Annotated in this window: 14 protein-coding genes; 9 read left to right on the forward strand and 5 right to left on the reverse strand. The window is 64.7% G+C overall.

Annotated elements, in window-relative coordinates:
• Window positions 1–111 precede the first annotated feature (111 nt).
• Window positions 112–1,812 (reverse strand): long-chain fatty acid--CoA ligase, encoded by a 1,701-nt coding sequence (locus tag B552_RS0121675; RefSeq protein WP_019451156.1) that lies wholly within the window; start codon window positions 1,810–1,812, stop codon window positions 112–114.
• A gap of 234 nt (window positions 1,813–2,046) precedes the next feature.
• On the opposite strand from B552_RS0121675, the gene trxA reads away from it, so the two are divergent.
• Window positions 2,047–2,892 (forward strand): thioredoxin, encoded by an 846-nt coding sequence (gene trxA, locus B552_RS0121680; protein WP_019451157.1) that lies wholly within the window; start codon window positions 2,047–2,049, stop codon window positions 2,890–2,892.
• 37 nt (window positions 2,893–2,929) lie between these two features.
• Here trxA and B552_RS0121685 read toward each other — a convergent pair whose 3' ends face one another.
• Window positions 2,930–3,403, reverse strand: a complete 474-nt coding sequence (locus B552_RS0121685) for a bacteriohemerythrin (protein ID WP_019451158.1) — start codon at window positions 3,401–3,403, stop codon at window positions 2,930–2,932.
• Window positions 3,404–3,536: 133 nt separating this feature from the next.
• Between B552_RS0121685 and B552_RS0121690 the strand changes: the two genes are divergently transcribed.
• The gene (locus B552_RS0121690; protein WP_026035914.1) at window positions 3,537–4,115 is read left to right on the forward strand and encodes an ATP-binding protein; all 579 of its coding nucleotides are present in this window, start codon (window positions 3,537–3,539) and stop codon (window positions 4,113–4,115) included.
• Here B552_RS0121690 and tcdA read toward each other — a convergent pair.
• Window positions 4,092–4,958, reverse strand: coding sequence for a tRNA cyclic N6-threonylcarbamoyladenosine(37) synthase TcdA (gene tcdA / locus B552_RS0121695; RefSeq protein ID WP_019451160.1), 867 nt, complete (start codon window positions 4,956–4,958; stop codon window positions 4,092–4,094). The two genes, B552_RS0121690 and tcdA, sit on opposite strands and share 24 nt — an antisense overlap.
• Before the next feature lie 193 nt (window positions 4,959–5,151).
• On the opposite strand from tcdA, the gene B552_RS0121700 reads away from it, so the two are divergent.
• The 4 genes from B552_RS0121700 to B552_RS0121715 all read left to right on the forward strand — a co-directional run bounded on the left by B552_RS0121700 (window position 5,152) and on the right by B552_RS0121715 (window position 10,802).
• Window positions 5,152–7,386, forward strand: coding sequence for an AsmA family protein (locus B552_RS0121700; RefSeq protein WP_019451161.1), 2,235 nt, complete (start codon window positions 5,152–5,154; stop codon window positions 7,384–7,386).
• Window positions 7,387–7,623: 237 nt separating this feature from the next.
• On the forward strand, window positions 7,624–8,262 hold the full coding sequence (gene pdxH, locus B552_RS0121705; protein ID WP_019451162.1) for a pyridoxamine 5'-phosphate oxidase: 639 nt from the start codon (window positions 7,624–7,626) through the stop codon (window positions 8,260–8,262).
• A 212-nt stretch (window positions 8,263–8,474) separates the two neighbouring features.
• Window positions 8,475–9,716: a cyclopropane-fatty-acyl-phospholipid synthase family protein gene (locus B552_RS0121710; protein ID WP_019451163.1), complete on the forward strand. Its 1,242-nt coding sequence runs from the start codon at window positions 8,475–8,477 to the stop codon at window positions 9,714–9,716.
• A gap of 3 nt (window positions 9,717–9,719) precedes the next feature.
• Complete coding sequence (locus tag B552_RS0121715; protein WP_019451164.1) at window positions 9,720–10,802, forward strand: DUF72 domain-containing protein; 1,083 nt, start codon at window positions 9,720–9,722, stop codon at window positions 10,800–10,802.
• On the opposite strand, the gene msrA is transcribed toward B552_RS0121715, so the two are convergent.
• The gene (gene msrA, locus B552_RS0121720; protein WP_019451165.1) at window positions 10,799–11,341 is read right to left on the reverse strand and encodes a peptide-methionine (S)-S-oxide reductase MsrA; all 543 of its coding nucleotides are present in this window, start codon (window positions 11,339–11,341) and stop codon (window positions 10,799–10,801) included. The genes B552_RS0121715 and msrA overlap by 4 nt on opposite strands.
• A 284-nt stretch (window positions 11,342–11,625) precedes the next feature.
• Here msrA and B552_RS0121725 point away from each other — a divergent pair, with 284 nt between their 5' ends.
• The gene (locus tag B552_RS0121725; RefSeq protein WP_019451166.1) at window positions 11,626–12,186 is read left to right on the forward strand and encodes a flavin reductase family protein; all 561 of its coding nucleotides are present in this window, start codon (window positions 11,626–11,628) and stop codon (window positions 12,184–12,186) included.
• A gap of 24 nt (window positions 12,187–12,210) precedes the next feature.
• Here the strand turns inward: B552_RS0121725 and B552_RS0121730 are convergent, their stop codons facing one another.
• The gene (locus tag B552_RS0121730; RefSeq protein ID WP_019451167.1) at window positions 12,211–12,687 is read right to left on the reverse strand and encodes an Lrp/AsnC family transcriptional regulator; all 477 of its coding nucleotides are present in this window, start codon (window positions 12,685–12,687) and stop codon (window positions 12,211–12,213) included.
• A gap of 151 nt (window positions 12,688–12,838) precedes the next feature.
• Here B552_RS0121730 and kynB point away from each other — a divergent pair, with 151 nt between their 5' ends.
• Both kynB and kynU read left to right on the forward strand, forming a co-directional pair.
• Entirely contained in the window at window positions 12,839–13,495 is a 657-nt protein-coding gene (gene kynB, locus B552_RS0121735) for an arylformamidase (protein WP_019451168.1), read from the forward strand.
• A gap of 46 nt (window positions 13,496–13,541) precedes the next feature.
• On the forward strand, window positions 13,542–14,798 hold the full coding sequence (kynU, locus tag B552_RS0121740; protein WP_019451169.1) for a kynureninase: 1,257 nt from the start codon (window positions 13,542–13,544) through the stop codon (window positions 14,796–14,798).

Genomic DNA, 14,798 nt, shown 5'->3' on the forward strand with positions numbered 1-14,798 from the left:
GGGAGAGGGGAGAACGCCGGGAGTATTTCAAACACTGTCGGTTCGCTCCCCTCTCCCGCCTTGCGGGAGAGGGGTTGGGGGAGAGGGCCAGCGCTTCAAACCCCGAGCACCTCACCCCGCCTGACGTGCGTTCTCCGATTCCTGCAACTGGCGCCACATCACCTTGCCGGTGCCCGATTTCGGCAATGCATCGACGAACTCGACCACGCGCGGATACTTGTACGCGGCCATGTTCTCCTTGGCCCATTCGATGATGTCCTCGGGCGTGGTCTTGCCCTTGGCATCGGCGCGCAGCACCACAACTGCCTTCACCGTTTCACCGCGATAGGCGTCGCGCGTGCCGATGATGCAGGCTTCCTGCACGGCCGGGTGCTTGTACAGCAGGTTCTCGACTTCCGCCGGCCACACCTTGAAGCCCGACGCATTGATCATGCGCTTCAGGCGATCGGTGATGAAGAAGTAGCCTTCCTCGTCCATGCGGCCGAGGTCGCCGGTGCGGAAGTACGTCTGGCCTTCGAACTCGATGAATGCGTCGCGCGTGGCGTCCGGCTTGCCCCAGTAGCCCTTGAACACCTGCGGGCCGCGCACGATGATCTCGCCGACTTCGTTCGGTGCCACTTCCTGTAGCGTGACCGGATCGATCACGCGTGCATCGGTGTTGAACGTCGGCACGCCCAGGCATTGCAGCTTCGGGCGGTCAGCCGGGTTGCTGTGCGTCGGCGCCATGGTTTCCGATAGCCCGTAGCCCTCCAGATAGCTCAGGCCGAACTGCGTCTTCAGCCGTTCCGCCACGGCCTGGGGCATCGCCGCGCCGCCACCACCGATATAGCGCAGGCTGCGCACGTCGAACGACGCCAGGTTCGGGCTGCTGAGGAAATCGATCACCATCGTCGGGATATTGGTCCAGTGCGTGACCTGGTAGCGAGAGATCAGGCGGCCCGCCACTTCGCGGTCCCAGCGCGGCAGCATCACCACGGTGGCACCGCTATAGATCGGGCCGTTCATGCCGTACTGCATGCCGGTCACGTGGAACAGCGGCAGCACCGACAGGATCACCGATTCCGCGCCGCTGCCCGACCACGTCGATCCGCCGATGATGTTGTGCATCACCGAACGGTGGGTGTGGATGCAGCCCTTCGGGAAGCCCGTGGTGCCCGACGTATAGGGCATCACGGCCATGTCATCGGGCCCCGCGGTATGCGGCCCCGGCTGCAGGCCCGCGCCAAGCGCCTCGCGCCACGGCGTGGCGCCGGCCGGCAGCGGATGCTCTGCGGTCAACCAGGCCGGCGGGGCGTCCTCCGGGAATTCGTGGGCCGGCGGCAGTGCGTCGGCGTACTGCGTGACGAGCAGGTGCTGCAAGCGCTGATCGGCAGCAATCTCGCTGTCGGCCTGCACCACGCCAGCGGCCAGGTCCGCCGTGCAAATCGCCACGCGCGCCTGGGCATCGGTCACGTAGTGCTTGAACTCCTCTGCGCGGTTCATCGGGTTGACCGGCACCACCACCGCGTCGGCGCGCAGGATTGCGTAGTAGCTGACGATGAACTGCGGGCAATTCTGCATGTACAGCAGCACACGCTCGCCCTTCTTCACCCCGGCCTTCTGCTGCAGCCAGCCGGCCAGCGCAGTGGCCTGTGCCTCCAGTTCGCGAAACGTGATCGCGTTGCCAAAATAGCGGATCGCGGCCTTGTCGGCATAGCGGTGCGCCGAGACTTCGAGGTTGTACCAGAGCGAAGTCTCCGGCAGCACGATCTCGGTAGGCACTCGCTTCGGCCAGAACTGGAAATGCGGGCGAACGGATGGCGTGGTGGTCATGTTGTCTCCTGCGGTCGGTCAATCGTTGACCGGTTTTCTGGGATCGCTGGCTTCGCGAGGTGGGCCCCGCGTATTGGTCAGGCAATATAACTGAACGACCGTTCTATTTTCAACCCGATGTTTTCCCGCCCCTGCTGCGTGTGCGGTTGCATTTGGCGCCTCCGCCCTCACAATAGGCAGATCCGGCCAGCTCGTTTGGCCGTTCAATTCCAAGCGATTCCGAGGTGCAGAACAATGAGCGACGTCACCCTGCAGAACTTTGAACCCGATGTCATCGAGATGTCGCGTCAGGTGCCCGTGCTGGTCGACTTCTGGGCACCGTGGTGCGGGCCGTGCCGCACGCTGGGCCCGATGCTGGAAAAGCTCGAAGCCGAGTCCGGCGGCAAGTGGAAGCTGGCCAAGGTCAATGTCGACGAAAACCAGCAGATCGCCGCTCACTTCGGCGTACGCAGCATTCCCCATGTCGTGGCGTTTGCCGATGGCCAGGCCGTCGACCAGTTCATCGGCGTGCTGCCCGAATCGCAACTGCGTGAGTTCCTGGACCGGCTGACGCCGAACCCGGGCGAACTGGCTCTGCGCGAGGCGCTGGAACTGGCCGCTGCCGGCGACCGCGAAGGCGCGCAGGCCGCGTTCCAGGCAGCACTGGCCTATGAACCCGGCGCGGATGACGTGCGGCTCGCGTATATCGGCTTTCTGCTCGACGGCAATTCAGTCGCTGAAGCGGAAACCGAGTTTGGCCTGCTGACCCCGCGTGCCGCACAGCAAGACGCCTACGCCGCGCTGCAGACCCGCCTTGAAGCGATGAGGGGCCTGGGCGACCTGCCCGACGGCGCCGATCTGCGCGCGCAAGTCGCTGCCAATCCTTCGGATCTGGCCGCTCGCCTGGACTTGGCAAAGGTGCTGATTGCCCGGCGCGAATACGAATCCGCGCTCGAGCAGTTGCTGGAAATCGTGCGCCGCGACCGCGGCTTTGAAGACGACATTGGCCGCAAGACCATGTTGTCGGTTTTCGAGCTAATGGGCGACAAGCCAGAAGTGGTGTCGCGGTGGCGCCGGCAACTCAGCACGATGTTGAACTGAGCACGCCAAACGCCGCGAAACAAGCCGGCGCGCGCCGTCAGGCCTCCGCCGGCGCTTCGATCAACGTGAAGCCGTTGGCTTTCATGTGCTCGACCATCATCGTGTCCATTGACTTCACGTGATTGTCGAACCAGGCGGACAGTTCGCCCGCCAGGCGGCGGCCCAGCGACAGCGCGCCTTTGGCGGGGCCGGCGGGCTCGGCCTGTTCCTCGGCGATCTTGTCGCGCACGGCCTTGGCCACGGACAGCACGCCCTGGTGTTCGTTCGTGTGGCAGAAGCGCGGGCCGAACTGCATCGCCTCCATCCACTGTTCCTCCTGCGCGAAGTGGTGTCGCGTATGCTCGATCCATTCGTCGAAGGCGGCCGGAAAGCCAGCGTCATCGGCCTTGACCATGGCGTCCAGGAGTTGCAGGAATTCGGCGTGGGTGGCGTCGGTGACAGGCTCGCCGAGGCGCAGTTCGTCAGGCAGTCCTTCGGACGACAGGCCTTGGGGGGAATCGTTACTGGTCATGGGGGCAGCAGTGTGTGAAAGCTGGAACAATCGGCAAGCATACCGATTTCGCACCGGCCCGATCTGATTTCCCGCAAACGACGCGTTGAACAACGTTATGCTTGAGGCTCATGTTTCAAGCAAGAAGCCTGCAATGCCCCGACTCATCTTTTTCTGTGGCCACGCTGGGACCGGCAAGACCACGCTTGCACACCGCCTGATCGGCCCGCTGATGCAGGCCACCGGCGAGCCATTCTGCCTGCTGGACAAGGACACGCTCTACGGCCGCTACAGCGCCGCCGCCATGCACGCGATCACCGGCGATCCGAACGATCGCGACAGCCCGGCCTATCTGGACAACCTGCGCGACCCGGAATACGAAGGCCTGCTGGACACCGCGCGTGAAAACCTGATGCTCGGCATCAGCGTGATCGTGATCGGTCCGCTCTCACGCGAAATCCGCGCGCACCGGCTCACCGATCCGCAGTGGCTTCACGTGCCCGAGGGCACGCAGACCCACATCGTCTGGGTGCACCTGCCCGAGGACGAGGCCCATGCGCGCATCATCCGGCGCGGCAATCCCAACGATGCCTACAAGCTCACGCACTGGGAAGCCTATCGCACGCGCCGTTTCATGCCCGACCCGGCCGACCACCCCGAACTGATCTATTTCGACAACCTGGCGCCCGACGACGCAGCCATTGCGAAGCTACTGCAGGCCCTGGCTGCCTGAAGCAATCGCGCCGATCACCGCCGAGGCCGCCACGAAGCCGAACACGGCTGTCACCGCCACGGACGAGCCAAAGCCTGCGCAGGCCAGCCCCTGCGGGCCGCGGCGCGACGCGGGCGGAACTTCGTCGATCTCGCACGCCTGCTGCTCGGGCTCTGGGTAGCGCAGCGGCTCGTCGGAATACACGGCCTGAATGCCGAACTTCTTCTTCGGATCGCGCGGAAAGCCCCATTGACGACGCAGGTTGCCGCGCACCTTCGACAGCAGCGGGTCCTGGATCGTACGCGCGAGGTCGTCGATGCGCACGCGCGTCGCGTCAAGCTGGCCGCCGGCCCCGCCGCATGTGATCACGCGTGCGCCCTCGCGGCGCGCCCAGCCAAGGATGGCGGTCTTGACCTTCACGGCATCGATCGCGTCGAGCACGTAGTCGAAGCCCGACAGCAACTCGGGGACGTTGTCCTCAGTCACGAAGTCGTCCACCGGCGTCACGCGGCAGCGCGGGTTGATCGCCAGGATCCGTTCGGCCATCGCTTCCACCTTGGCGCGGCCATAGGCATCGCCAAGCGCATGAATCTGCCGGTTCGTATTCGATGCCGCGATGTGGTCGAGGTCGATCAGCGTCAGGCGGCCTACCGCGTTGCGCGCCAGTGCCTCCGCCGCCCAGCTTCCCACGCCGCCAATGCCGATCACGCAGACATTGGCCGACTCGAGCCGCGCCAGCCCCTCGGCGCCATACAGCCGCGCAACGCCACCGAAACGGCGATGGTAGTCGTCGTCGGCAGGGCTTTCGTGCGATAGCGGCGCTGGCAGGTCCTCCGGCGCTATGGGCTTGGTGGAGATGGTCATGCTGTCTTGTTCTGTGGCAGGGCGGCCGCCCGCTGGCGAACCGTGCCGGCATTTTATGCCAGCGCGCGCTGCCGGGGCATCGCGGAGACCGCAGAGTCAGTCGAATGCTGACAACCACAAGCCAAATGTCTCCCTACAATACGAAAGTAGTGGTTGATCCGCCGCATGGCCGTCACCAGGAGACTTCATCACCATGCCCGCCTCGCGCCGCAACAAGATTGTCTTCGGGTGCCTGCTCGCACCGCTGGTCATCGTCGCGCTCGTGATTGTCGTGATACTGACGTTCGACTGGAACCGGCTCAAGCCGTGGCTCAACGACAAGGTCTCGCAGGCCATTGGCCGACCGTTTGCGATCAACGGGGATCTCGTTGTGACGTGGCGGCACGCCGAGGGCGAAACCGGCTGGCGCACGCTGGTGCCGTGGCCTCGACTGTCGGCCAGCGACATCACGATCGGCAATCCGGACTGGGCGAAACAGCCCAACATGGCGACCGTCCGCGAACTGATTTTCATCTTGCGGCCCACCCCATTGCTGGTCCACGGGATCAGCATCCCGACGATCGTCGTGGACAGCCCGGCCGTCTGGCTGGAGCGCCGTGCCGACAAGCGCAACAACTGGACCTTCGATACAGGCCCCAAAACCGGTCAGTCGCCGTGGCATCTTGACGTCGGCGAGATCGTGCTGCAACGAGGCAACCTGACCCTGAACGACGACGCCGCGAAGATCGAGCTACAGGCCACCCTCGACACCATCGGCGATCAGGCGCTCTACGACAAGGCGCGCGACGGAGACCTGGTGGTGCCTGCCGAAGCGCAGGCGGCTTCCGGTGCTTCCGGCCCGACTTCTGGTCCGGCAGCCGCCGCAAGCAAGCCCGCAAGCAAGCCCGAAGGCATGTCTGAAAACCGCTACGGCATCCGCTGGAAAGTCGTCGGCCATTACCACCAGGCCACGATCAACGGAACGGGCAAGGCCGGGGCCGTGCTGAGCCTGCGCGACGTCAATACGCCGTTCCCGATCCTGGCCGATGTGCGCGTGGGCGGCACACGCGCACAGATAGAGGGAACGCTGACCAACCCCGCGCACCTTGGCGCGCTCGACGTGAGCCTGGTGCTGGCCGGCGACAACATGGCCAGGCTTTACGCGCTAACGGGCGTGGTGCTGCCGTCGACGCCACCGTACGAGACTCGCGGCCGGCTCGTGGCCACGCTGAAGAAAGGCGCGTCCACCTATACCTATCGCAACTTCACGGGCAAAGTGGGCAGCAGCGATCTCGGCGGCACGCTGACCTTCGCGCAAAAGTCGCCCCGGCCATTGCTGTCCGGCGAACTGGTGTCGAAGCAACTCGTGTTCGCCGACCTCGCACCGATAATCGGCGCCGAAGCCAAGCCTGGTGAGGCTGCGGCCGAAAGTCCCGTCAAGCAGCCAGTGGACAAGGCGCTGCCCGTGGCGCCGTTCCACACCGAGCGCTGGGACGCCATCGATGCCGACGTGAAGTTCACGGGAGAGCGCATCGTGCGCGGCGAATCGCTGCCGATCACGGATCTGACCACGCACGTAAAGCTGACCGACGGCGTACTGCGGCTCGATCCGCTCAACTTCGGCGTCGCTGATGGAAACCTTGTCTCGACGATCCAGCTTGACGGCAAGCGCGAGCCGATGGGCGCCCTGGTCGACATGCATGCGCGCCACCTGAAACTCAGGCAGCTTTACCCGAACATTGCGTCGATGCGGGCGAGCCTTGGCGAAGTCAATGGCAGTGCCAAGCTCGCCGCCACCGGCAATTCGGTGGCAGCACTGCTGGGCTCGGCAAACGGGGAGGCGAAGCTGCTGGTCGAGAACGGCACGATCAGCAAGTTCATTCTGGAAGCGATGGGCCTCAACGTCGGCAGCGTGGTGATTTCGAAGATGTTCGGCGACAAGCCCGTGCAAATCAACTGCGGCGTCGGCGCGTTCGGGTTCACTGACGGCATGGCGCGTGCCCAGACTTTCGTGCTCGACACGCAGGACGCGGTGATCACAGTGGACGGCGCCATCGACTTCAAGAACGAGCAGCTCGCCCTGACGATCCACCCCGACTCGAAGGGCCTGCGCATCATCTCGCTGCGCTCGCCGCTCTACGTGGGCGGAAGCTTCAAGAAACCTTCCGTCAGTCCGAATATCGGCATCCTGGCGCTGCGCGCCGGTGGGGCGCTGGCGCTGGCGCTGACCGTTCCGGTGGCGATGGTGGTGCCGCTGCTGGACATCACGCCGCCCGAGGAAAGCCAGTGCGGCAGACTGCTCGCGGAACTGAAGAAGCGGCCGCTCATCGCTACGCCGCCGGGCAAGCCTCGACCCAGGGCTCGGCAGCCCGCGCCCCCCTCACAGCAAAGTTCACCGCAAGGTTCGTTGCTTCCTGCCAACGACCGCCAGCTTTACCAGGGTGGCTAGTTGTATGCCATGGCCCGTTCGTGCGAATTCGGTGCCAATTCGCAACAGTCCGCGGATCGAAGCTGTTGCGGAATTGCACCGCACCACGGCCCGCCCCCTCGACGCTGGACCTGCCCGACTGCAACGCACCCGGCGCATTGCGACAACGCAAATGCAGCGTGCAGCGCATTCGCTATACTCAAAGTATGCTTGTCCGCGCGATTCGTGCGCGGACCGGAAACCATCCTGATACGCGACATGACCCAACTCGCCGACCTGCGCCGCAACTACATGCTGAGTGCGCTTTCCGAATCCGACGTCGCCCCCGACCCCATCCGCCAGTTCAAGTCCTGGTTCGACGAGGCCATGCAGGCCAAGCTGCCTGAACCCAACGCGATGACCCTGGCCACCGTGGACGCCGGCGGCCAGCCATCCGCACGCATCGTGCTGCTCAAGGGCATGGATGCGGGCGGCTTTACCTTCTTCACCAACTACGAAAGCCGCAAGGGCGTGGACCTGCTGGCTAATCCGCACGCCGCGCTGCTGTTCCATTGGGTACAGCTCGAGCGCCAGGTTCGCGTGGAAGGCCTCGTCGAGAAAGTCGATGAAGCGGAGAGCGATGCCTACTATGCTTCGCGCCCGCTCGGTTCGCGTCTTGGCGCCTGGGCATCCGAACAGAGCCGCGAGGTCGCGGGCCGCGACGTGCTGGAAGCGCGCGAGGCCGATTTCCGTAGCAAATTCGGCGAGAACCCGCCGCGGCCGCCACATTGGGGTGGCTATCGGCTCAAGCCGACCTGGATCGAGTTCTGGCAAGGGCGTCCTTCGCGGCTGCACGACCGCATCGGCTATCGCATGCAAGCCGATGGCAACTGGCAGATCGTGCGCCTGTCTCCCTGACGTGTCCTTGTCTACATGTTCTGACAGGTGGTAACCAGATTAGAGGCCTGCACTTCACAATTTTTTATTTTGTCGTAAAGTTTTACGGTGCCGCAGCGGCTATGTACCGCTGCGCGCCCCCAAGGCCAGCGCTGCGTACCGCACGCAGTAAGCGCAGCCGACCGTGGGGCATTCGTTCGAGAGGGATAACCAACCAATCGGGAGAAAGCCGCATGTTTTTCAAGCAGACCCTGGACAAGCAACTCGATAGCTGGATCGCCGACGTGCGCGAGCACGCCAACCTGCCCGTCAAGCTCCGACTCTGGAATGGCAATGAATATCAGCTCGGCAAGTTCGAAAGACCAGCCGTTACGCTGACAGTGCGCGAGGCCTCCGCGCTGCCTTTCCTGCTGGTGCCCAGCCTGGACAACCTCGGTGAAGCGTATGTCCAGGAGAAGATCGATCTCGACGGCCGCCTGGCCGACATCATCAAGGTGGGCTACGGCCTCTCGGCCACTGCTGCACGCAGGGCGGGCGGCGCATTGGCCAAGGTTGCCCTGCACTTCACCCACACCAAGGCCGAGGACAAGGCATCGATCCAGTATCACTACGATGTCTCGAACGACTTCTACAAGCTCTGGCTCGATCCGAACATGGTCTACTCATGTGCGTATTTCGAGAACGGCAATGAAGACCTTGCCACCGCGCAGCTCAAGAAGATTGACCACATCCTGACCAAGATCCGGGTGCAGCCGGACCAGACACTGCTCGACATCGGTTGCGGCTGGGGTGCGCTGGTACTGCGCGCCGCGCAGAAGTTCGGCGCGAAGTGCGTGGGCATCACGCTGTCCCAGAACCAGTTCGACCTGGCCACCGAACGCGTGAAGGCTGCCGGCTTGCAGGGTCGCATCGAGATTCGCCTGCAGGACTATCGCGACATCCGAGGCCAGTTCGACCGCATCACAAGCGTTGGCATGTTCGAACACGTCGGCAAGGCCAATCTCCCTGGCTACTTCGCCCGGGTTCGTGAGTTGCTGGCCGATGGCGGCGTGGCGATGAACCACGGCATCACGGTAACGGACCCGGACAGCGGCCAGGTGCCGATGGACGGCTCCGGCTTCATGGATCGCTACGTATTCCCGCAGGGCGAACTGCCGCATATCGGCCTGGTGCTGACCACAATGCAGAAAGGCGGCCTCGAAGCGTTCGACGTGGAGTTGCTGCGCCGCCACTATGCGCAGACGTTGCGCCACTGGGCGGAGAACTTCGAAGCCAATGGAGAGACCATCCGTGCGATGGTGGGCGAGAAGAAGTACCGTATCTGGCGCGTGTACCTGGCAGGCTGTGGTCACGCGTTCACGACCGGGAAGATGTCGATTCACCAGGTGGTATGCCAGAAGGCGAATCTCAATGCCGACACGTTCCCGCTTTCGCGGCGCTATATTTACGCGTCTCCCATTGGTACGCCGTCCTGACGTTTGACTGACAACCTCGACCTCTTCGGCGATGCCCCGGCATCGCCGTCCACTACGAAGCCCGCCGCCCATTCCGTTACTCCCGGCGCGGCGGGCGAACCCGAGAAGAAGAAACCCGTTGGCAAGGTGGTCCAGCCCTGGACACCCGACGCCTCACTGGTGGCGCTTGCAAGCCGGCTGCCTTCGAATCTCTACTTCGGCACCTCATCATGGTCCTATCCGGGCTGGCACGGCATGGTCTACGACGGCCAATACACCGAAAGCCTGCTGTCGCGCAAAGGCCTGAGCGCGTGCGGCCAGCATCCGCTGCTGCGTGCTGCCGGCATCGATCGCGGCTTCTATGGCCCGATTCCGCTGGCCGATTACCTGAACTACGCGGCACAGGTGCCAGAGGACTTCCGCTTTCTGGTCAAGGCCCCGGCCAGCGTGTGTGACGCATGGTTGCGCGGCCCCGATGGCGCGGGCCGTCTGCCAAACGCGGCATTCCTCGATGCAGAGATCGCGATTCGCGATTTCATCGTACCGGCCACCGGCGGACTCGGTCAGCGCTGCGGCCCGCTGCTGTTCCAGCTATCGCCGCTTGCGGGCCTGGCCGACGACGGCCCCGCGTTCTTCGCGCGGCTCGAGACTTTCCTGGCGGCACTGCCCCCGCTGGACACCACACAAACACCGCACGCCTGCTATGCCGTGGAGATGCGCGATGCCGCGTTGCTGACGCCGCGCTACATTCGCCTGCTGCGCGAGCGGGGCATACGCTTCTGCCTGGCCGCACGCGATCGCCTGCCGCCCGTCCTGCGGCAGGCCCACGCCCAGGCACTGATGGACGAAGGCACGGCGGGCCCGCTGGTATTGCGATGGATGCTGCGCGAGCGCCGCTCATACGCGATGGCCGAGCAGGCCTTCGCGCCGTTCGACAAGCTCGCGGATGAAGACGTGGCAACGCGTCACGCCATCGCCGATGTGGTCGTGCGCACGCTGCGCAATGGCCAACCCGCCTACGTCATCGTCAGCAATAACGCCGAAGGCTGCGCGCCGCTGAGCATCGTGCGACTGGCCGAAGTCATTGCCGACCGGCTTGCGTCCTAGCGGCGCACGTGGTGCGAGAAATCGCGCCGGAACTTGACCAGCTTCGGCGAGATCACAAACGCGCAGTAGCCCTGCGCCGGATGCTCCTGATAGTAGTTCTGGTGGCTCGCCTCGGCGCGCCAGTAAGGCTGCTCCGGCTCGATCTGCGTGACAATCCGTGCATCGTACGCATGGCCGGCTTCCAGTTCGCGGATCACGTACTCGGCCACCGCGCGTTGCGCCTCGGAATGCGTGAAGATGATCGACCGATACTGCGTGCCGATGTCGTTGCCCTGCCGGTTCAGTTGTGTCGGATCGTGGATCGAGAAGAAGATCTCAAGGATCTCCCGGTAGTTGACCACAGACGGATCGAAGCTAACGCGCACCACTTCGGCGTGCCCGGTCTCGCCTTCGCAGACGTCGGAATAGCTGGGCCGGCTGACATGCCCGCCGGTGTAGCCCGATTCCACGGCGCGCACGCCGTCAACCTGTTGAAACACCGCCTCCAGACACCAGAAGCAGCCTCCGCCGAGCGTGGCGATCTCAAGGCCCTGTTCCATCTGCTCGCTCCTCTTCCAGCCCGGACGCCGCGCTGGCTCAATCGGGCATCTTGTCTAGCATAAGCAACCGGGCGTGGCGCTGCAGGCAAAAATCGCGCGGACGGGCGCGAACATCACATCCTCGGTGGTTGTCAGGACTCCGCTACAATCTCGAACATCGCTGGCGCACGCCCTTTGTGCGAAAAGCCACCGAAAACCTTGTGGACGGGGATTAGGTTGGAGTTCGTTGAATGCTCGCCGGCCATCCCGATATGAAGATCATGGATTTGTGTGGAGCCCGAGACATGGGCATGCCCGAGGCCGAGGCCCCGCTAGTGGGCCGCAAGGCCGCCGCCCCCGATTTTGACAGCCAGCATTTCAAGCGGGCGCTGTCGCAGTTCGCCACCGGCGTGACAGTGATCACGACGCGCGCGGCGGGCCACGCCCATGCCAACGGCGCACCGTTCGTCGGCATCACGGCAAGTTCGTTCAACTCCGTTTCGCTGGACCCGCCGCTCGTGCTCTGGAGCATGGCCAACCGCGCCAACAGCCTGCCGATGTTCCGCGACGGTTCGCACTACATCATCAACGTGCTGGCGGCGTCGCAGCTCGACCTGTGCCAGCGCTTTGCCACGCTCAAGGGCGACCGCTTCGCGGGCGTGGACTATCGCCTGTCCGAGACCGGGCTGCCGATCCTCGCCAACGCACTGGCCTGGTTCGAATGCCACAACCGCAGCCGCTATGACGAAGGCGACCACGTGATCTTCGTCGGCGAAGTGGAGCGTTGCGGCACGTTCGATACCGGCGGCCGGCCGCTGGTGTTCCAGGGCGCCCAGTTCTCCACGCTCACACCGCTGGACCGGTAGCCCCTCAAGCTACCTCGGCTTCCCTCAGCCTGCATCCTTCACGATCGCCAGCGGCGATCCGTCGGTCTTGATCCGCTGCAGCACGATGTTCGAACGGATATCCATGACGCCCGGCGTGCGGTAGAGCCGGTTCACGATGAAGTCCGAATAGTGCTTCAGGTTGCGCGCCTGAACGCGCAGGATGTAGTTGCTGTCCCCCGTGATGACATAGGCCGTGAGCACTTCCGGCCACGTCTGCACGACCGCGTTGAACGTGTCGTGCCAGCCCTCCACATCGTGCCGCATCGACACCTGCACGATTGCCTCGATCTCCAGCCCAAGCTGCTCGGCATCGAACCACGCCCGATAACCGCCGATTACGCCACTTTCTTCGAGCAGCCGTACCCGCCGCAGGCAGGCCGACGGTGACAGCGCCACGCGGTCCGCCAGGTCCTGATTGCTGATGCGGCCGTTCTCCTGCAGGCACGTCAGGATGCGCAAATCGATCGGATCAAGGGTCATTTCGCAGAATCCACGAATATTTAACTGGTGCGAACAATTTTATGCGAAAGAAGGCTGAATCGACGGCCCATTTCGCAAGGCTTTTTTCGGGGAGTTTGACTATGATCCCCACACACACCGCGTCGACAAGAACACGCCGATCCGAGACAACATGCCCCACGCCCCCTTTATTCACTACGGCCGCCGCATCTGGGATATCACGCCGCCAGTCTCGCCAGCCACGCCGGTCTGGCCTGGCGACACGCCGTTCCAGCACGAGCCGTCCTGGCAGCTCGACGAGCATTGCCCGGTCAACGTCGGCCGCATCACGATGTCGCCGCACACCGGCGCCCACGCCGATGCACCGCTGCACTACGCCGCTGATGGCGCGCCGATTGGCGCGGTGCCGCTGGACGCCTATCTGGGCCCCTGCCGCGTGATCCATTGCATCGGCGCCGCGCCGCGCGTGGAGCCCCATCACATCGAACACGCACTGGCCGACACGCCGCCGCGCGTGCTGCTGCGCACCTATGCACGGGCGCCGCAAGCCACGTGGGATTCTGCCTTCTGTGCCGTGGCCCCCGAAACGATCGCCCTGCTGGCCCGCCATGGCGTCAGGCTGGTCGGCATCGATACGCCATCACTCGACCCCGAAACCTCGAAGACGATGGACGCGCACCACGCCGTGCGTGACCACCGGCTGGCCATCCTCGAAGGCATCGTGCTGGACGAGGTACCGGCTGGCGACTACGAACTGATCGCGCTGCCGCTGCGCCTGGCCACGCTCGACGCGAGCCCGGTGCGCGCCGTGCTGCGCGAGCTTCCCTGACTCACACGCCCTCAACACAACCGCTTACCAAACGGAAGAAGTACGCATGACAACGCTGACCCGTGAACACTGTCAGGCGCTGGATCGGGATGACCCGCTCCGCGCACTGCGCGAACAGTTCGCCCTGCCCGAGGGCGTGATCTACCTTGACGGCAATTCGCTCGGCGCCCGCCCGCGCGCGGCCGCGGCACGTGCCGCACAGGTGGTGAGCGAGGAATGGGGCAACGGCCTGATCCGCAGCTGGAACACCGCAGGCTGGTTCGACCTGCCGCGCCGCCTTGGCAATCTGCTGGCCCCGCTGATCGGCGCCGGCACCGACGAAGTGGTGGTGACCGACACCACGTCGATCAACCTGTTCAAGGTGCTGGCCGCCGCGCTGCGCGTGCAGCAGCAACGCGATCCGGCGCGCCGCGTGATCGTGTCCGAGGCCAGCAACTTCCCGACCGATCTCTATATCGCCCAGGGCCTGGCCGACCTGCTGCAGCAGGGATATGAAGTGCGGCTGGTCAACAGCCCGGACGAGATCGATGCGGCCGTGGGCGCCGACACCGCCGTGCTGATGCTTACGCACGTCAACTACAAGACCGGCGAGATGCTCGACATGGCCGGTCTGACCGAGATGGCCCATGCGCGCGGCGTGCTGACCGTGTGGGACCTGGCGCACTCGGCCGGCGCAGTGCCCGTCGCGCTCAACGCGGCGAAGGCCGACTACGCAATCGGCTGCACCTACAAGTACCTGAACGGCGGCCCGGGCTCCCCGGCTTTCGTGTGGGTGGCCCCCGCGCTGCGCGACCAGTTCTGGCAGCCGCTGTCGGGCTGGTGGGGCCATGGCGCACCGTTCGCGATGTCGCCGCAATATGAACCGGCCCGCGGCATCAACCGCTTCCTGTGCGGCACGCAACCGATGACGTCGCTGGCCATGGTCGAGTGCGGCCTGGACATCTTCGTGCAGACCAGCATGACCGCGCTGCGCGCCAAGTCGCTGAAGCTGACCGATCTGTTTATCGAGCTGGTCGAGGCCCGCTGCGCCGCGCACCCGCTGTCGCTGGTCACGCCGCGCGACCACACGAAGCGCGGCAGCCAGGTCAGCTTTGCGCATCCCGATGGCTACGCGCTGGTGGCCGCGCTGATCGAGCGCGGCGTCATCGGCGACTATCGCGAACCCGGCATTGCCCGCTTCGGCTTCACGCCGCTCTATACGAGCTTTACTGAAGTGTGGGACGCCGTGGAGATCATGCGCGATGTGCTCGACAGCGGCGCCTACCGCGACGCCCGCTTTGCCGTGCGGACGGCGGTGACCTGA

The sequence above is a fragment of the Cupriavidus sp. BIS7 genome, assembly GCF_000292345.1.
Classification (GTDB): domain Bacteria; phylum Pseudomonadota; class Gammaproteobacteria; order Burkholderiales; family Burkholderiaceae; genus Cupriavidus.

What these genes read in the sequence shown, in the direction of transcription:
- B552_RS0121690 (WP_026035914.1), top strand. Translation starts at nt 3,537, where the DNA reads ATGCCCCGACTCATCTTTTTCTGTGGCCACGCTGGGACCGGCAAGACC.
- B552_RS0121700 (WP_019451161.1), top strand. Translation starts at nt 5,152, where the DNA reads ATGCCCGCCTCGCGCCGCAACAAGATTGTCTTCGGGTGCCTGCTCGCA.
- msrA (WP_019451165.1), bottom strand. Translation starts at nt 11,341, where the DNA reads ATGGAACAGGGCCTTGAGATCGCCACGCTCGGCGGAGGCTGCTTCTGG.
- B552_RS0121730 (WP_019451167.1), bottom strand. Translation starts at nt 12,687, where the DNA reads ATGACCCTTGATCCGATCGATTTGCGCATCCTGACGTGCCTGCAGGAG.
- tcdA (WP_019451160.1), bottom strand. Translation starts at nt 4,958, where the DNA reads ATGACCATCTCCACCAAGCCCATAGCGCCGGAGGACCTGCCAGCGCCG.
- B552_RS0121675 (WP_019451156.1), bottom strand. Translation starts at nt 1,812, where the DNA reads ATGACCACCACGCCATCCGTTCGCCCGCATTTCCAGTTCTGGCCGAAG.
- B552_RS0121710 (WP_019451163.1), top strand. Translation starts at nt 8,475, where the DNA reads ATGTTTTTCAAGCAGACCCTGGACAAGCAACTCGATAGCTGGATCGCC.
- kynU (WP_019451169.1), top strand. Translation starts at nt 13,542, where the DNA reads ATGACAACGCTGACCCGTGAACACTGTCAGGCGCTGGATCGGGATGAC.
- pdxH (WP_019451162.1), top strand. Translation starts at nt 7,624, where the DNA reads ATGACCCAACTCGCCGACCTGCGCCGCAACTACATGCTGAGTGCGCTT.
- B552_RS0121685 (WP_019451158.1), bottom strand. Translation starts at nt 3,403, where the DNA reads ATGACCAGTAACGATTCCCCCCAAGGCCTGTCGTCCGAAGGACTGCCT.
- kynB (WP_019451168.1), top strand. Translation starts at nt 12,839, where the DNA reads ATGCCCCACGCCCCCTTTATTCACTACGGCCGCCGCATCTGGGATATC.
- B552_RS0121725 (WP_019451166.1), top strand. Translation starts at nt 11,626, where the DNA reads ATGGGCATGCCCGAGGCCGAGGCCCCGCTAGTGGGCCGCAAGGCCGCC.
- trxA (WP_019451157.1), top strand. Translation starts at nt 2,047, where the DNA reads ATGAGCGACGTCACCCTGCAGAACTTTGAACCCGATGTCATCGAGATG.